General features: G+C 70.9%; 19 protein-coding genes. 18 read left to right on the top strand and 1 reads right to left on the bottom strand.

Annotated elements, in window-relative coordinates; translation table 11 throughout:
- The 9 genes from dacB to folK all read left to right on the top strand — a co-directional run.
- On the top strand, positions 1-2,680 hold a 2,680-nt coding region (gene dacB / locus BLW84_RS21865), incomplete at its 5' end, for a D-alanyl-D-alanine carboxypeptidase/D-alanyl-D-alanine endopeptidase (RefSeq protein WP_218157409.1).
- 256 nt (positions 2,681-2,936) lie between these two features.
- On the top strand, positions 2,937-4,064 hold the full coding sequence (locus BLW84_RS21860) for a zinc-dependent metalloprotease (RefSeq protein ID WP_245761294.1): 1,128 nt from the start codon (positions 2,937-2,939) through the stop codon (positions 4,062-4,064).
- Positions 4,065-4,107: 43 nt separating this feature from the next.
- Complete coding sequence (gene tilS / locus BLW84_RS21855; RefSeq protein ID WP_093268014.1) at positions 4,108-5,097, top strand: tRNA lysidine(34) synthetase TilS; 990 nt, start codon at positions 4,108-4,110, stop codon at positions 5,095-5,097.
- An 89-nt stretch (positions 5,098-5,186) separates the two neighbouring features.
- A complete protein-coding gene (gene hpt / locus BLW84_RS21850) occupies positions 5,187-5,741 on the top strand; it encodes a hypoxanthine phosphoribosyltransferase (protein ID WP_093268011.1) in 555 nt (184 codons plus the stop codon).
- 230 nt (positions 5,742-5,971) lie between these two features.
- Positions 5,972-8,323, top strand: a complete 2,352-nt coding sequence (gene ftsH / locus BLW84_RS21845; RefSeq protein WP_093268008.1) for an ATP-dependent zinc metalloprotease FtsH — start codon at positions 5,972-5,974, stop codon at positions 8,321-8,323.
- 78 nt (positions 8,324-8,401) lie between these two features.
- The gene (gene folE / locus BLW84_RS21840) at positions 8,402-9,016 is read left to right on the top strand and encodes a GTP cyclohydrolase I FolE (RefSeq protein WP_245761302.1); all 615 of its coding nucleotides are present in this window, start codon (positions 8,402-8,404) and stop codon (positions 9,014-9,016) included.
- Positions 9,016-9,864 (top strand): dihydropteroate synthase, encoded by an 849-nt coding sequence (folP, locus tag BLW84_RS21835; RefSeq protein WP_093268003.1) that lies wholly within the window; start codon positions 9,016-9,018, stop codon positions 9,862-9,864. The genes folE and folP overlap by 1 nt, the downstream gene beginning before the upstream one ends.
- The gene (gene folB, locus BLW84_RS21830) at positions 9,857-10,246 is read left to right on the top strand and encodes a dihydroneopterin aldolase (RefSeq protein ID WP_093268000.1); all 390 of its coding nucleotides are present in this window, start codon (positions 9,857-9,859) and stop codon (positions 10,244-10,246) included. Before folP ends, folB begins: the two co-directional genes overlap by 8 nt.
- Positions 10,247-10,436: 190 nt before the next feature.
- Positions 10,437-10,931, top strand: a complete 495-nt coding sequence (gene folK / locus BLW84_RS21825; RefSeq protein ID WP_093267998.1) for a 2-amino-4-hydroxy-6-hydroxymethyldihydropteridine diphosphokinase — start codon at positions 10,437-10,439, stop codon at positions 10,929-10,931.
- 116 nt (positions 10,932-11,047) lie between these two features.
- On the opposite strand, the gene BLW84_RS21820 is transcribed toward folK, so the two are convergent.
- On the bottom strand, positions 11,048-11,995 hold the full coding sequence (locus BLW84_RS21820; protein ID WP_093267995.1) for a MerR family transcriptional regulator: 948 nt from the start codon (positions 11,993-11,995) through the stop codon (positions 11,048-11,050).
- Positions 11,996-12,086: 91 nt separating this feature from the next.
- Between BLW84_RS21820 and BLW84_RS21815 the strand changes: the two genes are divergently transcribed.
- The 9 genes from BLW84_RS21815 to BLW84_RS21775 all read left to right on the top strand — a co-directional run bounded on the left by BLW84_RS21815 (position 12,087) and on the right by BLW84_RS21775 (position 21,174).
- On the top strand, positions 12,087-12,572 hold the full coding sequence (locus BLW84_RS21815; RefSeq protein ID WP_425441733.1) for a DUF3180 domain-containing protein: 486 nt from the start codon (positions 12,087-12,089) through the stop codon (positions 12,570-12,572).
- A 109-nt stretch (positions 12,573-12,681) separates the two neighbouring features.
- Positions 12,682-13,542: a DUF6779 domain-containing protein gene (locus BLW84_RS21810; protein WP_245761293.1), complete on the top strand. Its 861-nt coding sequence runs from the start codon at positions 12,682-12,684 to the stop codon at positions 13,540-13,542.
- 50 nt (positions 13,543-13,592) lie between these two features.
- Positions 13,593-14,876, top strand: a complete 1,284-nt coding sequence (locus tag BLW84_RS21805; RefSeq protein WP_093267987.1) for a PrsW family intramembrane metalloprotease — start codon at positions 13,593-13,595, stop codon at positions 14,874-14,876.
- 796 nt (positions 14,877-15,672) lie between these two features.
- Entirely contained in the window at positions 15,673-16,572 is a 900-nt protein-coding gene (locus tag BLW84_RS21800) for a Rossmann-like and DUF2520 domain-containing protein (protein ID WP_093268157.1), read from the top strand.
- Entirely contained in the window at positions 16,569-17,480 is a 912-nt protein-coding gene (gene panC, locus BLW84_RS21795) for a pantoate--beta-alanine ligase (protein ID WP_177226623.1), read from the top strand. The genes BLW84_RS21800 and panC overlap by 4 nt, the downstream gene beginning before the upstream one ends.
- Before the next feature lie 84 nt (positions 17,481-17,564).
- Positions 17,565-18,041: an aspartate 1-decarboxylase gene (panD, locus tag BLW84_RS21790; protein ID WP_093267982.1), complete on the top strand. Its 477-nt coding sequence runs from the start codon at positions 17,565-17,567 to the stop codon at positions 18,039-18,041.
- A 46-nt stretch (positions 18,042-18,087) separates the two neighbouring features.
- Positions 18,088-18,882, top strand: coding sequence for a type III pantothenate kinase (locus BLW84_RS21785; protein ID WP_093267979.1), 795 nt, complete (start codon positions 18,088-18,090; stop codon positions 18,880-18,882).
- A 298-nt stretch (positions 18,883-19,180) separates the two neighbouring features.
- On the top strand, positions 19,181-20,635 hold the full coding sequence (lysS, locus tag BLW84_RS21780) for a lysine--tRNA ligase (protein WP_177226632.1): 1,455 nt from the start codon (positions 19,181-19,183) through the stop codon (positions 20,633-20,635).
- A 185-nt stretch (positions 20,636-20,820) separates the two neighbouring features.
- Positions 20,821-21,174, top strand: a complete 354-nt coding sequence (locus BLW84_RS21775; protein ID WP_093267977.1) for a histone-like nucleoid-structuring protein Lsr2 — start codon at positions 20,821-20,823, stop codon at positions 21,172-21,174.
- The last annotated feature ends 22 nt before the right edge of the window (positions 21,175-21,196 follow it).

The raw sequence follows: 21,196 nt of genomic DNA, 5'->3' as shown, positions 1-21,196 counted from the left end.
GGAATCGGGAGCCGAGGGCGAGACCGCCGGTACTGACGCTGCGGTGGAATCGGGAGCCGAGGGCGAGACCGCCGGTACCGAAGCCGAGCCGGAAGCGGAGGCCGAGAGCGGGACCACCGCTACCGAAGAGGAATCGGGAACCGCTGCTGAATCCGGCTCGCCCGCCGCCGGATCGGAAGAGCCCGGCACGCCCGCCGAATCCGGCGCTTCCGCCAAGGAAGAAGCGGAAGCCGAGCCGAGCGACTCCGAGCCCGATGCGGAGACCGAGGCCGATACCGCGAAAGCTGCGGACTCAGAGCCGGATCAGGTCGGCACCAAGGCCGAGCCGTCCTCGGCGACCGAGCCCGAAGAGGCCGCTCAGGACAGCGAGTGGAAAGACGCTGCCGAGGCCGAAGCCGCCGCTGAGACGGCAACCGATGAGGCCGAAGCCGGACCGGACGACGCGGAAACCACGGCGGCTGCCGAGACGACGCCCAAGGCAGAGACCGGTGCCGAGCCGACTTCGCCCGGCGAAGACGCCGCCGAGCCGGAATCCGAGCGCGCGACCGACGACAAGGGCAAAGCTCGGGTCGTAGCGCCACCTGTCGCGCCGATCGAGCAGACCCAGAAGTTCGCGCCGATCACCGATGCGACACCGGCGCCGAGCGGCACCCCGGCGGCACCGCCGCCCAGCGGCATCGAGCAGACGCAGCAGATCAGCCGGGTCGAGGCCGCCGGTCTCGCCGAGCAGCCTCGCGTCCACGAGGCGCAGCAGATGCCGCGGATCGATGCGCCCGAGCAGTCCGCGCCCATCGATTCGACGCAGCAGATCGCGCGGATCCCGGCCGAGACCGAGTCCGAGAAGACCACCCGGATCGATCTCAAAGACCTCGAAGCGCTGCGTGCCGCCGATCCGGGGCCGGCGACGCAGCAGTTCAAGGCCGTGCCACCGGTCGCTCCCGCCGAGCAGACGCAGCAGTTCGCCCGGCCCGACTTCGACGGGCCGCCGCCGCGCGCCGCGTCGGCGGCGGACTTCGCGGGCCTGACCGCGCCGCACGCCAAGCCCTCCGGCCGGTCGCTCCCGCCGCCCGGCCCGACCGCGGCGCCCGAGGACTTCGCGGGCCTGGCTCCGCCACGGGCGCAGCCGCAGCGCATCGGCCTGCAGCCCGCGACGCCTGCAGACTTCGGCGGTCTCGCCGCGCCGAAACCGGCAGCTCCAGAGGACTTCGCGGGCCTGACCGGCTCGCGGGCGCAGCCGCAGCGGATCCCGCCGACCGGGCCGCCTCCGCCGCCGGTGAGCGCGGAGCCGCCGACGGCCCCGCCGCCGAGGCGGCGCAAAACGCTGATCGCGGTCGCCGTGGCCGTCGTCGTGCTGCTCGGGGCTGGCGTCGCCTTCGGCCCGACGCTGGTCGACGCCCTGATGAAGGCGCAGATCGCGGAGCCGCCCGCGCCGGTGCAGCTCAACCCGTCGATCAAGCCGCTCGACCGGAACGCGCCGCTGCCGCAGCAGTCCGGCATCCGCTCGGTGCTGGCTGGTCCGCTCTCCGACACCCAGGCCCTGGGCACGCTCGGCGGCGTCGTGCTCGACGCGCAGACCGGCTCGGTGCTGTGGCAGCAGAACCAGGGCCAGGCGCTCATGCCCGCGTCCACCGGCAAGCTGCTGACCACCAGCGCGGCGCTGCTCGCGCTCGACCACCAGCACCGCTTCACCACCAAGGTCGTTCGCGGCAGCGCGCCGGGCAGCGTGGTGCTGGTCGGCGGCGGTGACCCGACGCTGTCGAAGCTCCCGGCGGGCGAGGAGTCGGTGTACGACGGCGCGCCGCGGCTCGACGACCTGGCGGCCCAGGTCATGGCCGCGACCGGCGGGAACGTGTCGTCCCTGCAGGTCGACAACAGCCGGTACACCGGTCCGAGGGTCGCGCAGGGCTGGCTGCCGCAGGACGTGGCGGCCGGGTTCTACTCGCCGATGGACCCGGTGATGCTCGACGGCGGCCGGGCCGATCCGACGCGGGACACCAGCCCGCGCTCGCAGACCCCGGCGATGCAGACCGCGCAGGAACTGGCGGCCCGGCTGGGCCTTGGGCAGGCCTACGTGTCGGAGGGCACGGCGCCGCCGAACGCGCAGGTGCTCGGGCAGGTGCAGTCGGCGACCGTGCAGGACATGGTCGAAACCACGCTGCAGCGCTCGGACAACATGCTCGCCGAGGCGCTGCTCCGCGAGGTCGCCATCGCCACCGGGAACGAGCCGTCGTTCGCGGGCGGCACCAAGGCGGTGCACGACGTGCTCCAGCAGAACGGCTTCGACGTGGGCGGATCGACGATGGCCGACGGCAGCGGGCTGTCGCTGGAGGACCGGGTCACGTCGAAGCTGCTGGCCGAGCTCCTGGCGTCGGCGACCGCCCCGGCGAGCCCGGAGGGCGGGCTGCCGCCGCAGTCCGCGAAGCTGCGGGCGCTGTTGCCCGGCCTGCCGATCGCGGGCGGCAGCGGCAGCCTGGTCAACCGCTACCAGGACGGTGTGGGCCAGGGCTGGGTGCGGGCGAAGACCGGCACCCTGGACGGGGCGAACAGCCTGGCCGGAACGGTGGTGACGAAGGACGGCCGCCTGCTGGCGTTCGCGCTGGTCTCCAACGGAACGAGTTCGGCGGCGGCTCGCCCGGCGCTGGACAAGCTGGCCAGCGCCCTGCGCACCTGCGGTTGCTAGCGAGGCCGGTGCGGGCTTCCCAATTTTAGGCAAAATCGGGAAGCCCCGACCAAGCTGAAGTTCCCAATTTTAGGCAAAATCGGGAACTTTCCCTCTCGGGAGCGGGTGCCCAATTTTAGGCAAAATCGGGCTTGGCGGTACCGGAGTTCCGCATCGCGGAGCTTCGGATGCGGCGCCGGGGACGTTCCGGAGTGCGGGCGGTGGGCGCTCGAAAGTGAGGTACCTGCGGCCGTGGCGAGCGGGTACGGTCGTTCGTGTGAACGCCCGACCTTCCACCCTGCCCACGCCGCAGGACCGGGGCGCCGCCGGGGAGCATCGGGCGCTGGACTGGGACGTCGCCGTCGCCACCGCGGTCCGGTTGATGAAGCCGGGACCCGAGGTGCCGCGGCCCGAGGCCGAGCAGGCGGTGCGCTCGCTGCGGCAGTTCAGCGTCGAAGCCGAATCGCACGTCCGCGAGCTGACCGGACTCGGCCTGGACCTGCCGATAGCCGAAGGTGACGTCGTCGACCGGCCGGCCTGGGTGCGCGGCGCGGCGGACGGCCTCGCCGAGCTCACCGACGCCGCACTGTCCACAGCGGACTCGCAACTGCTGCGGGGCAACGACCTCCTCGGCGGCATCAGCGCGCGCGGCGCGGGGGTGCAGGCCGGAGTCGTGCTCGCCTACCTCGGTGGCAAGGTGCTCGGCCAGTTCGACCCGTACGGCGAATCGGGCGTGGCCGGGCAGAGCGGCCGTTTGTTGCTGGTGGCGCCGAACATCGTCGCGGCGCAGAAGTCGCTGGGCGTGCCGGGCGACGACTTCCGGATGTGGGTGTGCCTGCACGAGTCGACGCACCGGCTGCAGTTCAACGCGGTGCCGTGGCTGCGCGAGCACTTCGCGGAGAGCCTGGGCACGCTGCTGGCCGAGATGGAGGGCACCACCGGCGAGCTGCTGGGCCGGCTGCCGTCGGTGCTGCGGGAGGCCCGTTCGGCGCGCTCCAGCAGCGGTGACTCCAGCCCGGGCATGCTCGGGCTGATCGAGCTGCTGCAGACGCCGAGCCAGCGGGCCGCGCTGGACCGGATCATCGCGATCTCCACGCTGCTGGAGGGCCACGCCGACCACGTGATGGACGCGGTGGGCCCGCGGGTGGTGCCGAGCGTGGGGACGATTCGCCAGCGCTTCACGGAGCGGCGCAAGGGCGGCGGCCTGCTGGATCGCGTGCTGCGCAGCCTGCTCGGGGTGGACGCGAAGATCCGCCAGTACGCGCAGGGCGCGGCTTTCACCGGGCACGTCGTGGGCGCGATCGGGATGGCCGACTTCAACGCGATCTGGACGTCCCCGGACACCCTGCCGACCCGCGCCGAGATCGTCGACCCCGACGCCTGGATCCGCCGCGTCCACGGCTGACCTGCCGCCGGAACTCGCGAGCGCGGGACGGGAGAATGACGCCGTGCCGCCCCCAGAGCCCGCCGTCAGCGCCGTCCGCTCCGCCGTCCGGCGCCTCCTCGGCTCCGCCGAGGCGGCCCCGTTCCGGGGCGCTCCGCTGGCGGTCGCGTGCTCCGGCGGCGCGGACTCGCTGGCGCTCGCCGCTGCCGCGTCGCACGCCGCTCGCCGCGAGGGCGTCGCGGTGCACGGCCTCGTGGTGGATCACGGGCTCCAGGCCGGCTCCGCCGGCGTCGCCGCCCGGGCCGCCGATCAGCTCCGCGAGCTGGGGTGTTCCGCCAGGGTGATCGCGGTGGAGGTCGGGCGCGGTGGTGGCTTGGAGGCCGCCGCCCGGCGCGCGCGCTACGCGGCGCTGCGCGCGGAGCGCCCGCCGGGTTCGCTCGTGCTGCTCGGGCACACCCTCGACGATCAGGCCGAAACCGTGCTGCTCGGGCTCGGGCGGGGTTCGGGGGCCCGATCGATCGCCGGGATGCGGCCGCTGGATCCGCCGTGGGCGCGCCCGTTCCTGGGCGTTCGCCGGGCGACGACGGAGGCCGCTTGCGCGGCGCTCGGGCTGGTGCCGTGGCAGGACCCGCACAACTCCGATGCGCGTTTCACACGTGTGCGGTTGCGCACAGAAGTCCTTCCGCTGCTGGAAGAAGTGTTGCAGGGCGGGGTTCGCGAGGCGCTCGCGCGCACCGCGCGACAGCTGCGCGAGGACGCCGACGCGTTGGACGAGTTGGCCGCTGAGGTGCGCGAGCGCGTCGAGTCGGGCGGGGCGCTCGATGCCTTGGCGTTGCGGGAAGTTCCGGGTTCGCTGCGGCGCCGGGTGTTGCGCGCGTGGTTGCTGGCGCGCGGGGTTCCCGAGATCACCGACGAGCACCTGCGCGCCGCGGACGCGTTGGTGGCCGATTGGCGGGGTCAGGGCGGACCGGCCTTGCCGGGTGACTTTGTGCTGCGACGGGCGCATGGCACGCTTCAGGTGGAAGCGGCGGGCCGCAAGCCGCCGGATGGTTGACGGGACGCCGAGGCGTTCGGCTCGGGCGGTGGGATACCGGCGCCGGAGGACCGGTGTTCGCGTCGATTCGATAGAGGGGAAGCCGGGCCGTGTACGACGGCGACATTGCTTCTGTGCTCATCTCCGAGCAGCAGATCAACGACAAGGTCACCGAGCTCGCCAAGCAGGTGGACGACGACTACCAGCAGGTCGGCGGTGATCTGCTGCTGGTCGGCGTGCTCAAGGGCGCGGTGATGTTCATGACCGATTTCGCGCGGGCGCTGCCCCAGCCTGCCCAGCTGGAGTTCATGGCGGTCAGCTCGTACGGCTCGTCCACCTCGTCGTCCGGCGTGGTGCGCATCCTCAAGGACCTGGACCGGGACATCGCCGGCCGGCACGTGCTGATCGTCGAGGACATCATCGACTCCGGGCTGACGCTGTCCTGGCTGCTGAAGAACCTGAGCTCGCGCAACCCGGCGTCGCTGGAGGTCTGCACGCTGCTGCGCAAGCCCGACGCGGTGCAGGTGGACGTGCCGGTGAAGTACGTGGGATTCGACATCCCGAACGAGTTCGTGGTCGGCTACGGGCTGGACTACGCCGAGCGGTACCGTGATCTGCCTTACATCGGCACGCTGGATCCGAAGGTCTACACGTCCGGGGTGTGAGCCTGGGGAGTGGCCGGGCAGGCGTGTCCGGTTCGGCCCTCCCGCCCCATTGCGGTCGAGTGGCCGAGTACGCTGGGCATCCTGCGTCGAGCTCGACATGGTCGTGTCCTCGCATCGGCCGGTACGCTGGTCTGAAGGGGTTGACGGCGATGGCGAATTGTGTCTGCCGACAGCCGTTTGCCCGAAGTGACAGTCAGGGAGGGTCGAGGCCGCCCGCCGGCCGCAAGTGAATGGACCGAAAGCGCCTGCTCCGCAACCCGCTGCTGTGGATCCTGACAGCGTTTCTGCTGATCTGGGCCTTCAGCGTGCTCTTCGACGAGACTCGCTCCTACCGCGAAGTCTCCACCTCGCAGGCCCTCGAGCAGATCGCTCAGGGCAAGGTCAAGGAAGCGACCATCGAGGACAAGGAGCAGCGGGTCCGGCTGACCCTTAACGACGGCCAGAACTTCCAGGGCAGCAACCAGCTGATCGCGCAGTACCCGGCCGGTGCCACCGACACGGTGGTCACCGAGATCCGCAACGCGCACGTGCCGGTCTGGAACACCAAGGTCACCCAGGACTCGCTCTGGGTGCAGATGCTGTTCTACCTGGTGCCGATCGGCCTGCTCGTCCTGCTCCTGATGTGGATGATGAACAACGTCCAGGGCGGCGGGAACCGCGTCCTGAACTTCGGCAAGTCCAAGGCCAAGCAGCTCACCAAGGACATGCCCAAGACGATGTTCTCCGACGTCGCGGGTGCCGACGAAGCCGTCGAGGAACTGCACGAGATCAAGGACTTCCTGCAGAACCCCGGCCGCTACCAGGCCCTCGGCGCCAAGATCCCGAAGGGCGTCCTGCTCTACGGCCCGCCCGGTACCGGTAAGACGCTGCTCGCGCGAGCCGTCGCCGGTGAGGCCGGCGTGCCGTTCTACTCGATCTCCGGTTCCGACTTCGTCGAGATGTTCGTCGGTGTCGGTGCCTCCCGCGTCCGCGACCTGTTCGAGCAGGCCAAGCAGAATGCGCCGTGCATCATCTTCGTCGACGAGATCGACGCGGTCGGCCGCCAGCGCGGCGCCGGCCTCGGCGGTGGGCACGACGAGCGCGAGCAGACCCTCAACCAGCTGCTGGTCGAGATGGACGGCTTCGACTCGCGCGGCGGCATCATCCTGATCGCCGCGACCAACCGGCCGGACATCCTGGACCCGGCGCTGCTGCGCCCGGGCCGGTTCGACCGGCAGATCCCGGTGTCCGCGCCGGACCTGCGCGGCCGCCGCGCGATCCTGAACGTGCACTCCAAGGGCAAGCCGCTGGCGCAGGACGCCGACCTGGACAGCCTCGCCAAGCGCACCGTCGGCTTCTCGGGTGCGGACCTGGAGAACGTGGTCAACGAGGCCGCGCTGCTCACCGCCCGCGAGAACGGCCAGCTGATCAACGCCGCCGCGCTGGAAGAAGCGGTGGACCGCGTGATCGGCGGCCCGCGCCGGAAGAGCAAGATCATTTCGGAGCGCGACAAGAAGATCACGGCCTACCACGAGGGTGGGCACGCGCTGGCCGCCTGGGCGATGCCCGACCTGGAGCCGGTGTACAAGCTGACGATCCTGCCGCGCGGTCGCACCGGCGGGCACGCCCTAGTCGTCCCCGAGGACGACAAGGACATGATGACCCGCTCGGAGATGATCGCCCGCCTGGTGTTCGCGCTCGGCGGCCGCTCCGCCGAGGAGCTCGTCTTCCACGAGCCGACCACCGGCGCGTCCAGCGACATCGAGCAGGCGACCAAGATCGCCCGCGCGATGGTCACCGAGTACGGCATGACGGCCCGCCTGGGCGCGGTGAAGTACGGCAAGGAAGAGGGCGACCCCTTCCTCGGCCGCACCGCCGGCCAGCAGCCGAACTACTCGCTGGAGGTCGCGCACGAGATCGACGAGGAGGTGCGCCGGCTGATCGAGGCCGCGCACACCGAGGCGTGGGAGATCCTGAACACCTACCGCGACGTCCTCGACGACCTGGTGCTGGAGCTGATCGACAAGGAGACGCTGGTCCGCAAGGACTTGGAGCGGATCTTCGCCCGGGTGGAGAAGCGGCCCCGCATCACCGCGTTCAACGACTTCGGTGGTCGGACGCCGTCGGACAAGCCGCCGATCAAGACGCGTGGCGAGCTGGCCAAGGAGCGCGGCGAGCCGTGGCCCCCGGTCAAGGAGGAGCCGGAGCCTGCTCCGGCGGCGCCCTCGCCGGCCGGTCAGAACGGCGCCCCGCCGCACCACGAGCAGCCGGCCCCGGCCGGTGCAGGTGCCGGTGCGCACCAGGGCACGGTGCAGTTCCAGAACCCGAACCAGGGCCAGCCGCAGCAGGGCGTGCCGCAGGCGGTGCCGCCGAACTACGGCGCGCCGCCCGGGTGGACCCCGGCGACCACGCCGTCCGGTTCGAGCTACCCGGGTGGTGGCGGCCAGTACAACTGGACGCCGTCCTGGGAGCGCGGGCAGCAGCCCCCGGCCGAGCACCCGGCGCCGCAGCCGGGCGAGCCGAAGGCGGACGACCAGCGGTCCAACCCCGAGCCGAGCCAGGACCCGGCTCAGGACAACGGCAGCGGCAACACCAGCCGCTGAACACTCCGGTGCACTCGGCGCCTCCGGGCGCCTCAGCCGGTGGAGGAAAGACAATTGACCAGCACGGTCGACGAGCCGATCGGGGCGGAAGGCGACTTCCGTCCCGACGGCTCTTTCCACACTCCCCACTTCGACCAGGCCCGCGCTGAAGCGGCCGTCCGGGAACTGCTGATCGCGGCGGGCGAAGACCCGGACCGGGAGGGCCTGCGGGACACCCCGGCCCGCGTCGCCCGCGCTTATCGCGAGCTGTTCGCGGGCCTGTACACGAATCCCGACGAGGTCCTGGACCGGACGTTCGACGAGGCGCACGAGGAACTGGTCCTCGTCCGCGACATCCCGGTCTACTCCCAGTGCGAGCACCACCTGCTGCCGTTCCACGGCAACGCGCACGTCGGCTACATCCCGAACGAGCAGGGCCGGGTCACCGGGCTGTCCAAGCTGGCCAGGCTGGTCGACCTCTACGCCAAGCGCCCGCAGGTGCAGGAGCGGCTCACCTCGCAGGTCGCCGACGCCCTGGTGCGCCGGCTGGACCCGCGCGGGGTGATCGTGGTGATCGACGCCGAGCACCTGTGCATGGGCATGCGCGGCGTCCGCAAGGCGGGCTCGACGACCACCACGTCCGCCGTGCGCGGCATCTTCCGCAGCTCGGCGTCCTCGCGTTCCGAGGCGCTGTCGCTGATCAGGGGTCGCTGATGCATTCGCTGCTGCCCCAGCCGCAGCGGTGCGCGGTGATGGGCGTGCTCAACGTGACGCCGGATTCGTTCTCCGATGGCGGGCGCTACCTGGACCGCGCGGCGGCCGTCGAGCACGGCATCGAGATGCACCGGCTGGGCGCGGACATCATCGACGTCGGCGGCGAGTCGACGCGGCCGGGCTCGCAGCGCGTCGACGCCGCCACCGAGATCGAACGCGTGCTGCCGGTGGTGCGGGAGCTGGTCGCGGCCGGCGTGCCGGTGAGCGTGGACACGACCCGCGCCAAGGTCGCGGCGGCGACGGCGGAGGCCGGCGCGGCGGTGATCAACGACGTGTCGGGCGGGCTGGCCGACCCGGAGATGGCGCACGTCGCCGCGGACACCGGGCTCCCGTGGGTGCTGATGCACTGGCGCGGCCACAGCAAGGACATGAACAGCCTCGCGGTCTACGAGGACGTCGTCGCGGAGGTGCGCGCCGAGCTGCTGCGGCAGGTCGACGTGGCGTTGGCCGCGGGCGTGGCCGAGGGCGCGATCGTGCTGGACCCGGGGCTCGGGTTCGCCAAGACCGGCGCGCACGACTGGCAGTTGTTGCAGCGACTCGACGCCTTCGTCGACCTGGGCTTCCCGGTGCTGGTCGGGGCCTCGCGCAAGCGGTTCCTCGGCAGGCTGCTCGCGGACGCGGACGGCAAGCCGCGACCGCCCGCCGGGCGGGAGACGGCGACGGCCGTGGTGTCGGCGCTGGCGGCGGACCGCGGTGCCTGGGGCGTGCGGGTGCACGACGTCCTGCAGTCGTTGGACGCGGTCGCGGTGACCGCGGCGTGGCGCAGCGGAGGGGAACTCGGTGGCTGACCGGATCACGTTGACGGGTCTGAAGGTTCGCGGCAACCACGGCGTCTTCGACCACGAGAAGCGCGACGGCCAGGACTTCTTCGTCGACATCACGGTGTGGATCGACCTGGGCGAGGCCGCCGCCAGCGACGACCTGCAGAAGACGCTGCACTACGGCGAGCTGGCCGAGCGGGCGGCGGCGATCGTCGCCGGGCCGTCGCGGGACCTGATCGAGGCCGTGGCGGGCGAGATCGCGGACGACGTCATGACCGACGAGCGGGTGCACGCCGCCGAGGTCACGATCCACAAGCCGAGCGCGCCGATCCCGCTGACCTTCGGGGACGTGGCGGTGACGATCCGCCGCTCCCGCCGGGGCGGTCGCGGCGGCGTCGTCCCGGCGTGAGATGCCCGGTTCCAGGCGAGATCGGGAACCTCGGTGCCAGGGCGCCGCGCGGTTGCGGGTGGAAGTTCCCAATTTTAGGCAAAATCGGGAGCCCCCGCCGCCGGGGTGCCGCGCGGTTGCGGGTGGAAGTTCCCAATTTTAGGCAAAATCGCATGTCCTCCGCGGGGCCGTGCGAGTTCGGGAGGGCGCGATGAGCAGGGCGGTGCTTTCGCTGGGGTCCAACCTCGGCGACCGGTTGGCCTACCTCCGGCTCGCCGTCGACGGCCTGTCGGACGTGCTGATCGCGGCGTCCCCGGTGTACGAGACGGCGCCGTGGGGCGTCACCGACCAGCCGGACTTCCTCAACGCGGTGCTCATCGTGGAGTCCCCCGAGCTCGACGAGTGGGGCTGGCTGCGCCGGGGCCAGGCGCTGGAGCAGGAGGCGGAGCGCCGCCGCGAACAGCGGTGGGGCCCGCGGACCCTGGACGTCGATGTGGTCACAGTGGACGGTGTCCGCAGCGACGACCCGGAGCTGCTGCTGCCGCACCCCGGCACGCCGAGCCGGGCCACGGTGCTGATCCCGTGGCTGGCGATCGACCCGGGCGCTGAGCTGCCCGGGCACGGCCGCGTCGCCGATCTGCTGGATGCCTTGCCCGCCAACGAGATCGCCGATGTCCACCTCCGCGCCGACCTGAAACTCCACTGAGGACGATCAACGGGTTCCGCTCGGTGGCTGGCAGATGGCGATTTCGCGCGAAATCGCCATCTGCCAGGCGAGTCCCGAATGGACTCTGACGCAACGGAAAGCGCTCGCGCGACCGATTACTTGATCGACGCGCGGAGAGCCGCGGCCAGCCAGCGGGTGCTCGCCGCCGTCACCGGGTGCGTCGGCCAGCCGTTGATGATCGCCAGCAGTTCCCAGTAGCGCGACATCCGCTCGTCCGTGTCGTTGTCGTAGTGCTCCGCCAACTCGTGGCGGAACTCGGCGCTGTCGGGCCGGTCCCACTCCACGACGGCCATCGCCACCATCCGCTCGACCAGCTCCTGCGCCTCGGCGCTCTCCGGCGGCGTGCCCGCCTCGACCGACACCCGCGCCTCGTCGGTGATCACCCACCACTTCTGCGCGTCCTCGGCGTTCGCCACCGCCATCGACTCGCCCGCGTCGCGGCGGTCCGAGTGCTCCTGGGAGAGCGCCCGCACCGCGCGCCGGAAGTCGGTGTCCCGCACCAGTTCCGCCAGCTCGATCCAGGCCTCCAGCTGCTCCGCCGTCGGGTCCTCCGGCAGGTTCGGCTTGGCCGAGCGCATCCACTCGGTGAACCCCGGCGTCATGTTGAGGTCGGCGCTGACCTCGTCCCAGAACTCGTCGATCAGCCGGTTGCGCTCCTCGTCGGACATCTGCGCCAGCTTGTGCATGAGTCTTACCTCCTCGGTCGAACGGTCCAGTTTCACGACCGCCCGCAGCACCGCCCGCCGGGTCTGCAGCAGGCGCATCTGCTCCTCCAGCAGCTCCAGATGCGTCCTGGCCAGGTGCGAGAGCGTGGTCTCGCGGGCGAGCACCCGCTGCACCTCGTCCAGCCCGGCGCCCAGTTCGCGCAGGGTGCGCACCAGTTCCAGCCGGCTGACGGCCGTCACGTCGTAACGCCGGTAGCCAGCCGCGGTTCGGTCGGTGGGCGGCACCACGCCGCTGTCGGAGTAGAACCGGATCGTCTTCACGCTCAGCCCGGTGCGCCGGGCCAGCTCGCCGATCGTGTAGAGCGCGGTGTCGTCCACGCGATTCACCTTGGACCCTCCAGTCAGGGGAGACTCAAGACGATTTTCGCCCGCGGATGGTGCCGGTGCCGCGAGGTGCCATGCTGGAACCGTGGCACCGCGACAGGCAGAGCACTTGACCTTCACCAAGCCCCGGCACCTCATCGCGGGCGGGCTGGCAGCGGCAGTCGTGGTCTACCTGCTCACCCGGCTGCTGTACGGCGAGCTGCCGCAGCTGCCGGTGCTGGCCGGGGTGACGCTGCTGCTGATCGCGCTCGTCGACGTGCTGCTGGCGCTGAACATGCGGCCGCGGGTCAAGCGCAAACCCGGCACCGAACCGGTCGACGGGCTGACCGCCGCGCGCGCCGTCGCGCTGGCCAAGGCGTCGTCGCTGGCCGGCGCGATCATGGCCGGCGCGTGGATCGGGCTGATCGCCTACCTGCTGCCGCTGTACGGCAGGGTCGAGGCCGCCCGGGCCGACACGGCCTCCGCGGTGGTCGGGTTGATCAGCGCCGGCGCGCTGATCGCCGCCGGGCTCTGGTTGGAGAACTGCCTGCGCAATCCCGATGAGCCGGAAGAACCCTACGAAGACGAGTGACGCCACTCGGCCGTTCGGTGGGTGGCGCGCTGCGCCACACCGACCAAAGTGGAGTCGGGTCGCTCGCCTTGAGGTCTCGAACTGATAACCGCCCGGTACCGTGGTGGGCATGTCCGAACGCGGCAGCACCGAGTCTGAATCCAGCAAGGGGCGATCGACGGCCCTGTGGGTCGGCGCGGTGGTGCTCGCCGCGGCCGCCACGGCGGTGCTGGTGGTCAGCAACGACGTCCGCTACCTGCGGCTCGGGTTGGTCGCCGCGCTGTGGTCGGCGCTGATCGGCTCGTTCGCGGTCGCCAAGCTGCGGCACCGGGTGGTGCAGGGCGAGGAGCTCGTCGCGGACCGGCAGCGGATCTACGAACTCGAACTGGAGCGGGAGATCGCGGCCCGGCACGAGTTCGAGCTGGAGGCGGAGGCCGAAGCGCGTCGGCAGGCGGCCGAGGAGTCCGAGGGCGAGATCAAGGAGCTGCAGGCCGAGCTGCGCCGGTTACGCGAGAGCCTGGAGCAGGTGATGGGCGGCGACGTGCTCTTCGAGCGGGTCGCCCTGCGCGCCGAGTCCACCCGGGTTCGCTCGCTGCCCGACCGCGGCAAGGTCGAGGGGCAGCTCGTGCAGCCGCCGACCGGGCGCGAACTGCCCGCCGCCCTGCCGCAGCCGCAGAACGTCGTCCAGCCCAACACCGAACTGATCACGAAGCTGGCGGGGGAGCAGCCGGAGCGGCGACCCAAGCAGCGCCAGCGGCCGAAACAGCAGCCGACGCAAGCCCATCCGGCCCGCCAGGCCGCGGCCCGGCGTCCCGACCGGGCGCATTACGAGCGGCCGGAGCCGGCGCCGCCCAAGCCCGAACCGGCCGCCGCCCCGCCGCCGGCGCCGGACCCGGCGGGCGCGCACGCCGAGGGGACCTCGGTGAACGACCTGCTCGCCGCGTACGGCGGGCCCTCAGACACGCAGCGCCGGCGCCGCCGACGCGCCTGAGAAGGTGACTATCCGGGCTTGCCCCGAGGCCGTTCTCTAGGGTTTTGTCCGTGTCGAGTCCTGACCTCCAGAGGCAGCCCGCCGATCTTTCCGGCGCGCGCAGGCTGCAGACCCGCAAGAACCACGCCGTCGGATGGCCCGTCGCCGGCCTGATCGTGCTCGGAATCTGCGGGTTGGTGATGGTCGGCGTCACCACCTCGAAGGTCGGCGCGGCGGCGGCGCTCGTCGGCGCGGTGGCCGCGTTGCTCCCGGTGGGCGTGGTGTTCGCCGCGATCATCTGGATCGACCGCTGGGAGCCGGAGCCGCCGATGCTGCTGCTCGGCGCGTTCCTGTGGGGTGCGGGCGGGGCGACCGCGTGCTCGCTGCTGCTCAACGACGCGATGATCGGGCTCGGCAACGTCCTGTTCAGCGCGGGCGGTGACCGGTTCTTCGCCACGGCCGTGATGGGGCCGCTGGTGGAGGAGGCGGCGAAGGCGCTGTTCGTGGTGGCGCTGTGGTTCCGCCGCCGGTCGGAGTTCAACGGGCTGGTCGACGGCATCGTGTACGCGGCGCTGACCGCGGCGGGTTTCGCCTTCACCGAGAACATCCTGTACTTCGGCAAGGCGTTCGTGGCCGGTGGGCTCGGCGGCGTCAGCGGCGGTGTCGTGGCGCTGTTCATCGTGCGCGGCGTGCTCGCGCCGTTCTCGCACCCGCTGTTCAGCTCGATGGTCGGCATCGGCGTCGGGTTGGCCTCGCGCACCGACCGGAAGCGGATGCGGGTGCTGTACCTGGTGCTCGGCTTCGCCGGCGCGGTGCTGCTGCACGCGGTGTGGAACGCGTCCACGCTGTTCGGCGGCGCGGAGTTCCTGAACGTCTACTTCCTGATCATGGTGCCGATCTTCCTGGGCACCTTCTGGCTGGTGGTGTGGCAGCGCAAGCGGGAGCAGCGGATCGTCATCCAGCAGCTGCCGGTGCTGGAGCGGGCCGGGCTGATCGTGCGCAGCGAGATGGAGATGCTCGCGACGCTCGCGGGTCGTCGCGGCTGGCTGCGAAAGGTGCGGCGCAGCGCCGGGACCGAGGCGGCGAAGGCGGTGCGGGACTACCAGATCGCGGTCACGGAGCTGGCGTTCCTGCAGCACCGGGCGGAGCAGGGCCGGACCACCAGCGCGGCGCGCCGGGCGCGCCGGGAGAAGCTGATCGCCGACCTGAAGCAGGCCCGGCGGTCGGCGGCGGGCACCCAGCAGGCAATCCAGACGGCGCGCATCAAGCTCAACGAGCTCACCCAGCACAACCTCAAGCGCCCGCCGTACCCCGGCAATCGCCCCAAGCCCCCGATCCAGCGCTCCCGCGACTGACCGCGATTTCATTGAGGTTTTTCACCTGGTCTGCGGCGTCAGGCCAGGCCCCGAATGCGCAGGGGTCGTGAGTGTCCATGGTCGCCACAGCGGCCATGACCACTCACGACCCAGGACGCAGGCCTTCCGCGTAGAGGATGGAAAACGCTCAATGGAAATCGGACCCTCGGTTTCCATCGAAATCGCGGATCTCCGGCGCGTCGGGCCACGACACGCCGGAGGGGTGTGGGCGGCTCCGGCCCGGCTGCGACGGAAACCCGGGTCCGGTTTCAACTGAAACTTGGGCCCGGTTTCAATGAGGTTTTTCCAACCTCGATTTGCGTGGCGGTGCGGGTGGCGGAACCTCAGAGGCTTCCTGGTCTGTGGGTGCCCCTCCTGATGTATGTCCAATACACGGCGGAGGGGCCGTCCTCGCCAGGAAGCCTCTGAGAACCTGCGGCGGTGCAGGTGTCGTAGGTGGGTTATGCGCCTGCGGCGCATGCGGCACCCCATCGACGTGCACCTTTGCGGCCCGCGGCTGCGGGTTGACCAGGATGAAAAACGCTCAATTGAAACTGGCCCCAGGTCCCGTGGCAGCCGAGTCCCGGGTTCCCAGGCGGTGCGAGCCCTCGATTCCGGTGCGAACCGGGCCCCAGGGATTCGTTGGAGTTGTGGGCCGGGAGACTGCCGGGCTGGGACCGGATTGCGTGGTCCTCGCCACCTGACGGGCACGGCGGCCGGATTCGCGAGCTACTCTCGCGCTGCTGTCCGGTACCCGGTGGTTGGGACTGGAACGGTATTGGAGGACGACGTGGCGATTGCTGCTGGTCGCACGGGCCCTCGACTGCGGGTCGGAGTCATCTCCGCCGGTCGGGTGGGCGCCGTGCTGGGCGCGGCGCTGCGGCGCGCGGGTCATCAGGTCTCCGCGGTTTCCGCGGTGTCCGAGGCTTCGCTGCGCCGGGCGGAGGAGCTGCTCCCCGGGGTCGCCGTGCTGCCGCCCGACGAGGTCGCCCGGCAGGCCGACCTGGTGCTGCTGGCCGTGCCGGACGATGCGATCGCCGGGCTGGTCCGCGGCCTGGTCGCCACCGATTCGCTGCGCGGCGGGCAGATCCTCGTGCACACCTCCGGCGCGCACGGCGTGGACGTCCTCGCCGCGGCCACCGAGATCGGCGTGCTGCCGCTGGCGCTGCACCCGGCGATGACCTTCACCGGCCGCGCGGAAGACGTCGAACGCCTCGCCACCGCCTGCATGGCCGTCACGGCGTCCACTTCGGACGAAGCCGGCTGGCACGTCGCGGAGGCGCTGGCGCTGGAGCTCGGGATGGAGCCGGTGCGGGTTCCGGAGGAGTCCCGCGGCCTCTACCACGCCGCGCTCTCGCACGGCGCCAACCACCTGATCACGCTGGTCAACGAGTGCGCCGAGCTGCTGCGCGGCGCGGGCATCGAGGTCCCGGAGCGGGTCATGGCGCCGATCCTGTCGGCTTCGCTGGACAACGCGCTGCGCCTCGGCGACCGCGCCATCACCGGCCCGGTGATGCGCGGCGACGCCGGCACGGTCCGGGCCCACCTGGCGGCGCTGTCGGACGCGAACCCCGAGATCGTGCCCAGCTACCGCGAGCTGGCGAAGCGGACCGCGGAGCGCGCCGAGGACGCCGGAATCCTGCGTGCCGACGGGGCCGAAGCGGTCCGCGAGGCGTTGGGCGAGGAGCCGTCATGAGCACTGGAGTCGTCATGAGTGAAAGCCGGGGTTTCGCGCGGGGCGAGCTGACCGTGCACCGCGATCCCGCCGAGCTGGCCAGGGTCACCCGCGCCCTGCGGGCCACCGGCCGCAAGATCCACCTGGTGCCGACCATGGGCGCGCTGCACCGCGGCCACCTGGAGCTGATCCGCCGGGCCCGGCAGGACATCAACGCCGTGACCGTGGTGTCGATCTTCGTGAACCCGCTGCAGTTCGGGCCGAACGAGGACTTCGACCGCTACCCGCGCAGCTTCGAGACCGACCTGGCGGCGTGCCGGGAAGCCGGGGCGGAGCTGGTCTTCGCGCCGTCGGTCGAGGCGATGTACGGCACCGACCCGCAGATCACCGTCCACTCCGGACCGCTGGGCGAGCAGCTGGAAGGCGCCTCCCGCCAGGGGCACTTCGACGGGATGCTCACCGTGGTGCTGAAGCTGCTCAACATCGTGCGACCGGACCTGGCCTTCTTCGGTGAGAAGGACTACCAGCAGCTCGTGCTGATCCGGCGGATGGCGCGGGAGCTGAACCTGGACGCCCGGATCCAGGGCATCCCCACCGTGCGGGAAGCCGACGGCCTGGCGCTGTCCTCCCGCAACGCCTACCTCACCGCCGAGCAGCGCGAAGCGGCGCTGGTGATCTCGGCGGCGCTGACGGCCGGCGCGCACGCGGGTACGGCCGGCGCGGACGCGGTGCTCCAAGCCGCCGGTGCGGTGCTGGCCACCGCGCCGTCGGTGGCGGTCGACTACCTGGAGCTGCGCGACACCGAGCTGGGCCCGGTCCCGGCCGAGGGCGAGGCGCGGCTGCTGGTGGCGGCCAAGGTCGGCTCGACCAGGCTGCTCGACAACGCGCTGGTGCTGCTGGGCAGCCCCGGGGTGGCGGAGCGGTCGTGAGTCGGGGAAGGCGCCCGTCCGGCCGGATCGGGCGTCCCGCAAGATACGTCGGCAAGCCGCGGTATCGGCAGTAGGAGGTCTGCGATGTTCCGCACCATGCTGAAGTCCAAGATCCACCGTGCGACGGTGACCCAGGCCGACCTGCACTACGTCGGCTCGGTGACGGTGGACGCGGACCTGATGGACGCCGCGGATCTGCTGGAAGGCGAGCAGGTCGCGATCGTCGACGTCACCAACGGAGCCCGGCTGGAGACCTACGTGATCACCGGCGAGCGCGGCTCCGGGGTGATCGGCATCAACGGCGCGGCCGCGCACCTGATCGAGCCCGGCGATCTCGTCATCCTGATCTCCTACGGGGTGATGGACGAGATGGAGGCGCGTTCGGTGCGGCCGAAGGTGATCTTCGTCGATGCGGACAACCGCATCGTGGAGCGCGGCGAGGACCCGGCCCGCGCCCCGGAGGGCTCCGGGCTCACCAGCGGCGCTGTGCTGGCCGATCCCACGGCGGAGACGGACGACGCCGCGAAGCTCGACGCCCTCCTGCAGCAGCCCGAGCACTGAGCAGCTGTCGCGACCTGGCACGAATCTCCCGAAGGGACGAACGACGGTGCTGCTCGCCATCGACGTCGGAAACACCAACATCGTGCTCGGCCTGTACGCCGACCGCCCGGACACCGACGTCGCGAAGACGCTGGTGCGGGACTGGCGGATGCGCACCGAGCCGCGGATGACCGCCGACGAGATGGCGCTGACCATGCGCGGGCTGCTCGGCGACTACGCGGAGGAGATCACCGGGATCGCGGCGCTGTCCACAGTGCCCGCACTGCTGCGCGAGCTCCGCGTGATGCTCGGCCGGTACTGGAGCGACGTGCCGCGCGTGGTCGTCGAGCCGGGCGTGCGCACCGGGGTGCCGCTGCTGGTGGACAACCCGAAGGAGGTCGGCGCCGACCGGGTGATCAACACCCTGGCGGCGCACCACCTGCACGCGACGAACTGCGTGGTGGTCGACTTCGGCACGTCCACGAACATCGACGTGATCTCGGCCAAGGGCGAGTTCCTGGGCGGCGCGTTCGCGCCGGGCATCGAGATCTCGTTGGACGCGCTGGCCTCCCGGGCCGCGCAGCTGCGCAAGGTCGAGCTGGTCCGCCCGCGCTCGGTGATCGGCAAGAACACCGTGGAGTGCCTGCAGTCCGGCATCCTCTTCGGATTCGCCGGCCAGGTGGACGGGCTGGTGAGCCGCATCGTCGCCGAGCTGGAGTCGACCCACGGCGGTCCCACCACGGTCCTCGCCACGGGCGGCCTGGCGCCGCTGGTGGTCACCGAGTCCACGACGATCACCCACCACGTCCCGGACCTGACGCTGCTGGGCCTCCGCCTCGTCTTCGACCGCAACTTCCGCTGACACCCGGGGTGCGTTCTCGGTGCGCGGCCTGTCTTTCGGTGGATGGTGTGAACGGCCTGTTGACCTCCTCTATCGGGACGAACGGTCCGTTCACCTCATTCCAGCGGATCGGGGAGATGAAGCGAACGGGTTCGCTCCACTCCGGCCGCGAAACGGGCCGCGTGGTGTCAACCGCTGAAAGGACGCCTGGTGGCGGAGCGGAGCACCGCGAAACGTACCCTTGGAGGCCGTGACTGACCAGGACCTTCCCAACCCCCCGGCATCCAGCGCTGACGGCGTCGACGATCTGCCGGAACAGATGCGGATCCGGCGGGAGAAGCGGGAGCGCCTGCTCGCCGCCGGAGTCGACCCCTACCCGGTGAACCTGCCGATCACGCACGGCCTCGCCGAGGTGCGCGCGGCGTACCCGGACCTGGAGCCCGACACCGCCACCGGCGACCAGGTCGGCGTCGCGGGCCGCGTGATGTTCTTGCGCAACACCGGAAAGCTCTGCTTCGCCACGCTGCGCGCCGGCGACGGCACCGAGCTGCAGGCCATGCTCAGCCTCAAGCAGGTCGGCGAGGACTCGCTGGCGGCCTGGAAGGCCGATGTCGACCTCGGCGACCACGTCTTCGTGCGCGGCGAGGTGATCACCTCCCGGCGCGGCGAGCTGTCCGTGATGGCCGACGAATGGCGGATGGCGGCCAAGACGCTGCGCCCGCTGCCGGTGATGCACAAGGACCTCGGCGAGGAAACCCGCGTCCGGCAGCGCTACGTCGATCTGATCGTGCGGAAGCAGGCCGCCGACACGGTGCGCACCCGCGCCGCGGTTCAGCGATCGCTGCGGGATTCGTTCGACCGGCGCGGTTTCGTCGAGGTGGAAACCCCGATGTTGCAGACGCTGCAAGGCGGTGCCGCGGCTCGTCCGTTCACGACGCATTCCAACGCCTTCGACATGGACCTGTTCCTGCGGATCGCGCCGGAGTTGTATCTGAAGCGATGCGTGGTCGGCGGGATCGAGAAAGTTTTCGAGATCAACCGGAACTTCCGCAACGAGGGCAGTGATTCTTCCCACTCGCCGGAGTTCGCGATGTTGGAGTTCTACCAGGCGTATGCCGATTACAACGACATGGCCGAGCTCACCCGGTCGCTGATCCAGGAAGCGGCCGAGGCGGTCGCGGGTTCGCAGGTGGTCACCTGGTTCGACGGGACCGAGTACGACTTGTCCGGCGAGTGGACGTCGCTGCGGATGTACGACTCCTTGTCGGAAGCGCTGGATTCGGAGATCACCCCGGAAACTCCGGTGGAGGCGCTGCGCAAGCACGCGGACTCCTACGGATTGCAGACCGATCCGAAGCACGGCCACGGAAAGCTCGTCGAGGAGCTCTGGGAGCACCTGGTCGGCGATCATTTGACCGCGCCGACGTTCGTTCGCGACTTCCCGTTGGAGACCTCCCCGCTGACCCGGCAGCACCGCACGGAACCGGGCGTGGCGGAGAAATGGGATCTGTACGTTCGCGGGTTCGAGCTCGGGACCGGATACTCCGAACTCGTCGACCCGGTCGTGGAACGCGCTCGCCTCGAGGAACAGGCCGCACTCGCGGCCGCCGGAGACGACGAGGCGATGCCGATCGACGAGGACTTTCTCCGCGCCCTGGAGTACGGAATGCCGCCCAGCGGCGGGGTCGGAATCGGTATCGACAGGTTGTTGATGGCGTTGACCGGTCTCGGTATCCGGGAGACGATCCTGTTCCCGCTGGTCCGGCCGGAATGACCCGATCAGGGCGGGAGGCGGTGAATTTTCCGGCCCGGGTGAGTGCATTGTCGCAGTTACTGCGCTAACCTGTGCTCAGAATGTTCCGGTGACGGCTTATTGACGTACTCGCAAGGGAGTTGCGCTCCTGGCGGATGTCGCTGTCCCACTATTGCACATTTTTTGCTCCGGGGAGGACTTCGAAGATGGCGCAGAAGGTCACTGTCACCCTTGTCGACGATCTAGACGGCGGCCAGGCGGATGAAACCGTCGAGTTCGGATTGGACGGCGTCGCCTACCAGATCGACCTCTCCGCCGACAATGCCGGTGAGTTGCGGGATGCCCTCGCGAACTACGTCTCGAACGCGCGCCGGGCGGGCGGCCGGAAGAAGCCGGGTCCGCGCCCGGGTGCCACGGCGCGTTCCGCCGGCGGTTCCACGAGTGCCGATCGCGAGCAGAACCAGGCCATTCGGGAATGGGCTCGCAAGCGCGGTCTGAAGGTGTCGGACCGGGGCCGTATCCCCGCGGACATCGTCGAGCAGTACCACCAGGCGAACTGAAGTAACCGACGCCGAGGGGCGT

The organism is Saccharopolyspora shandongensis (genome assembly GCF_900106995.1).
In the GTDB taxonomy this organism is placed as follows: Bacteria; Actinomycetota; Actinomycetes; order Mycobacteriales; family Pseudonocardiaceae; genus Saccharopolyspora; species Saccharopolyspora shandongensis.
The sequence above is the reverse complement of the archived record's forward strand: the minus strand, read 5'-3'. Positions and strand labels throughout refer to the sequence as shown.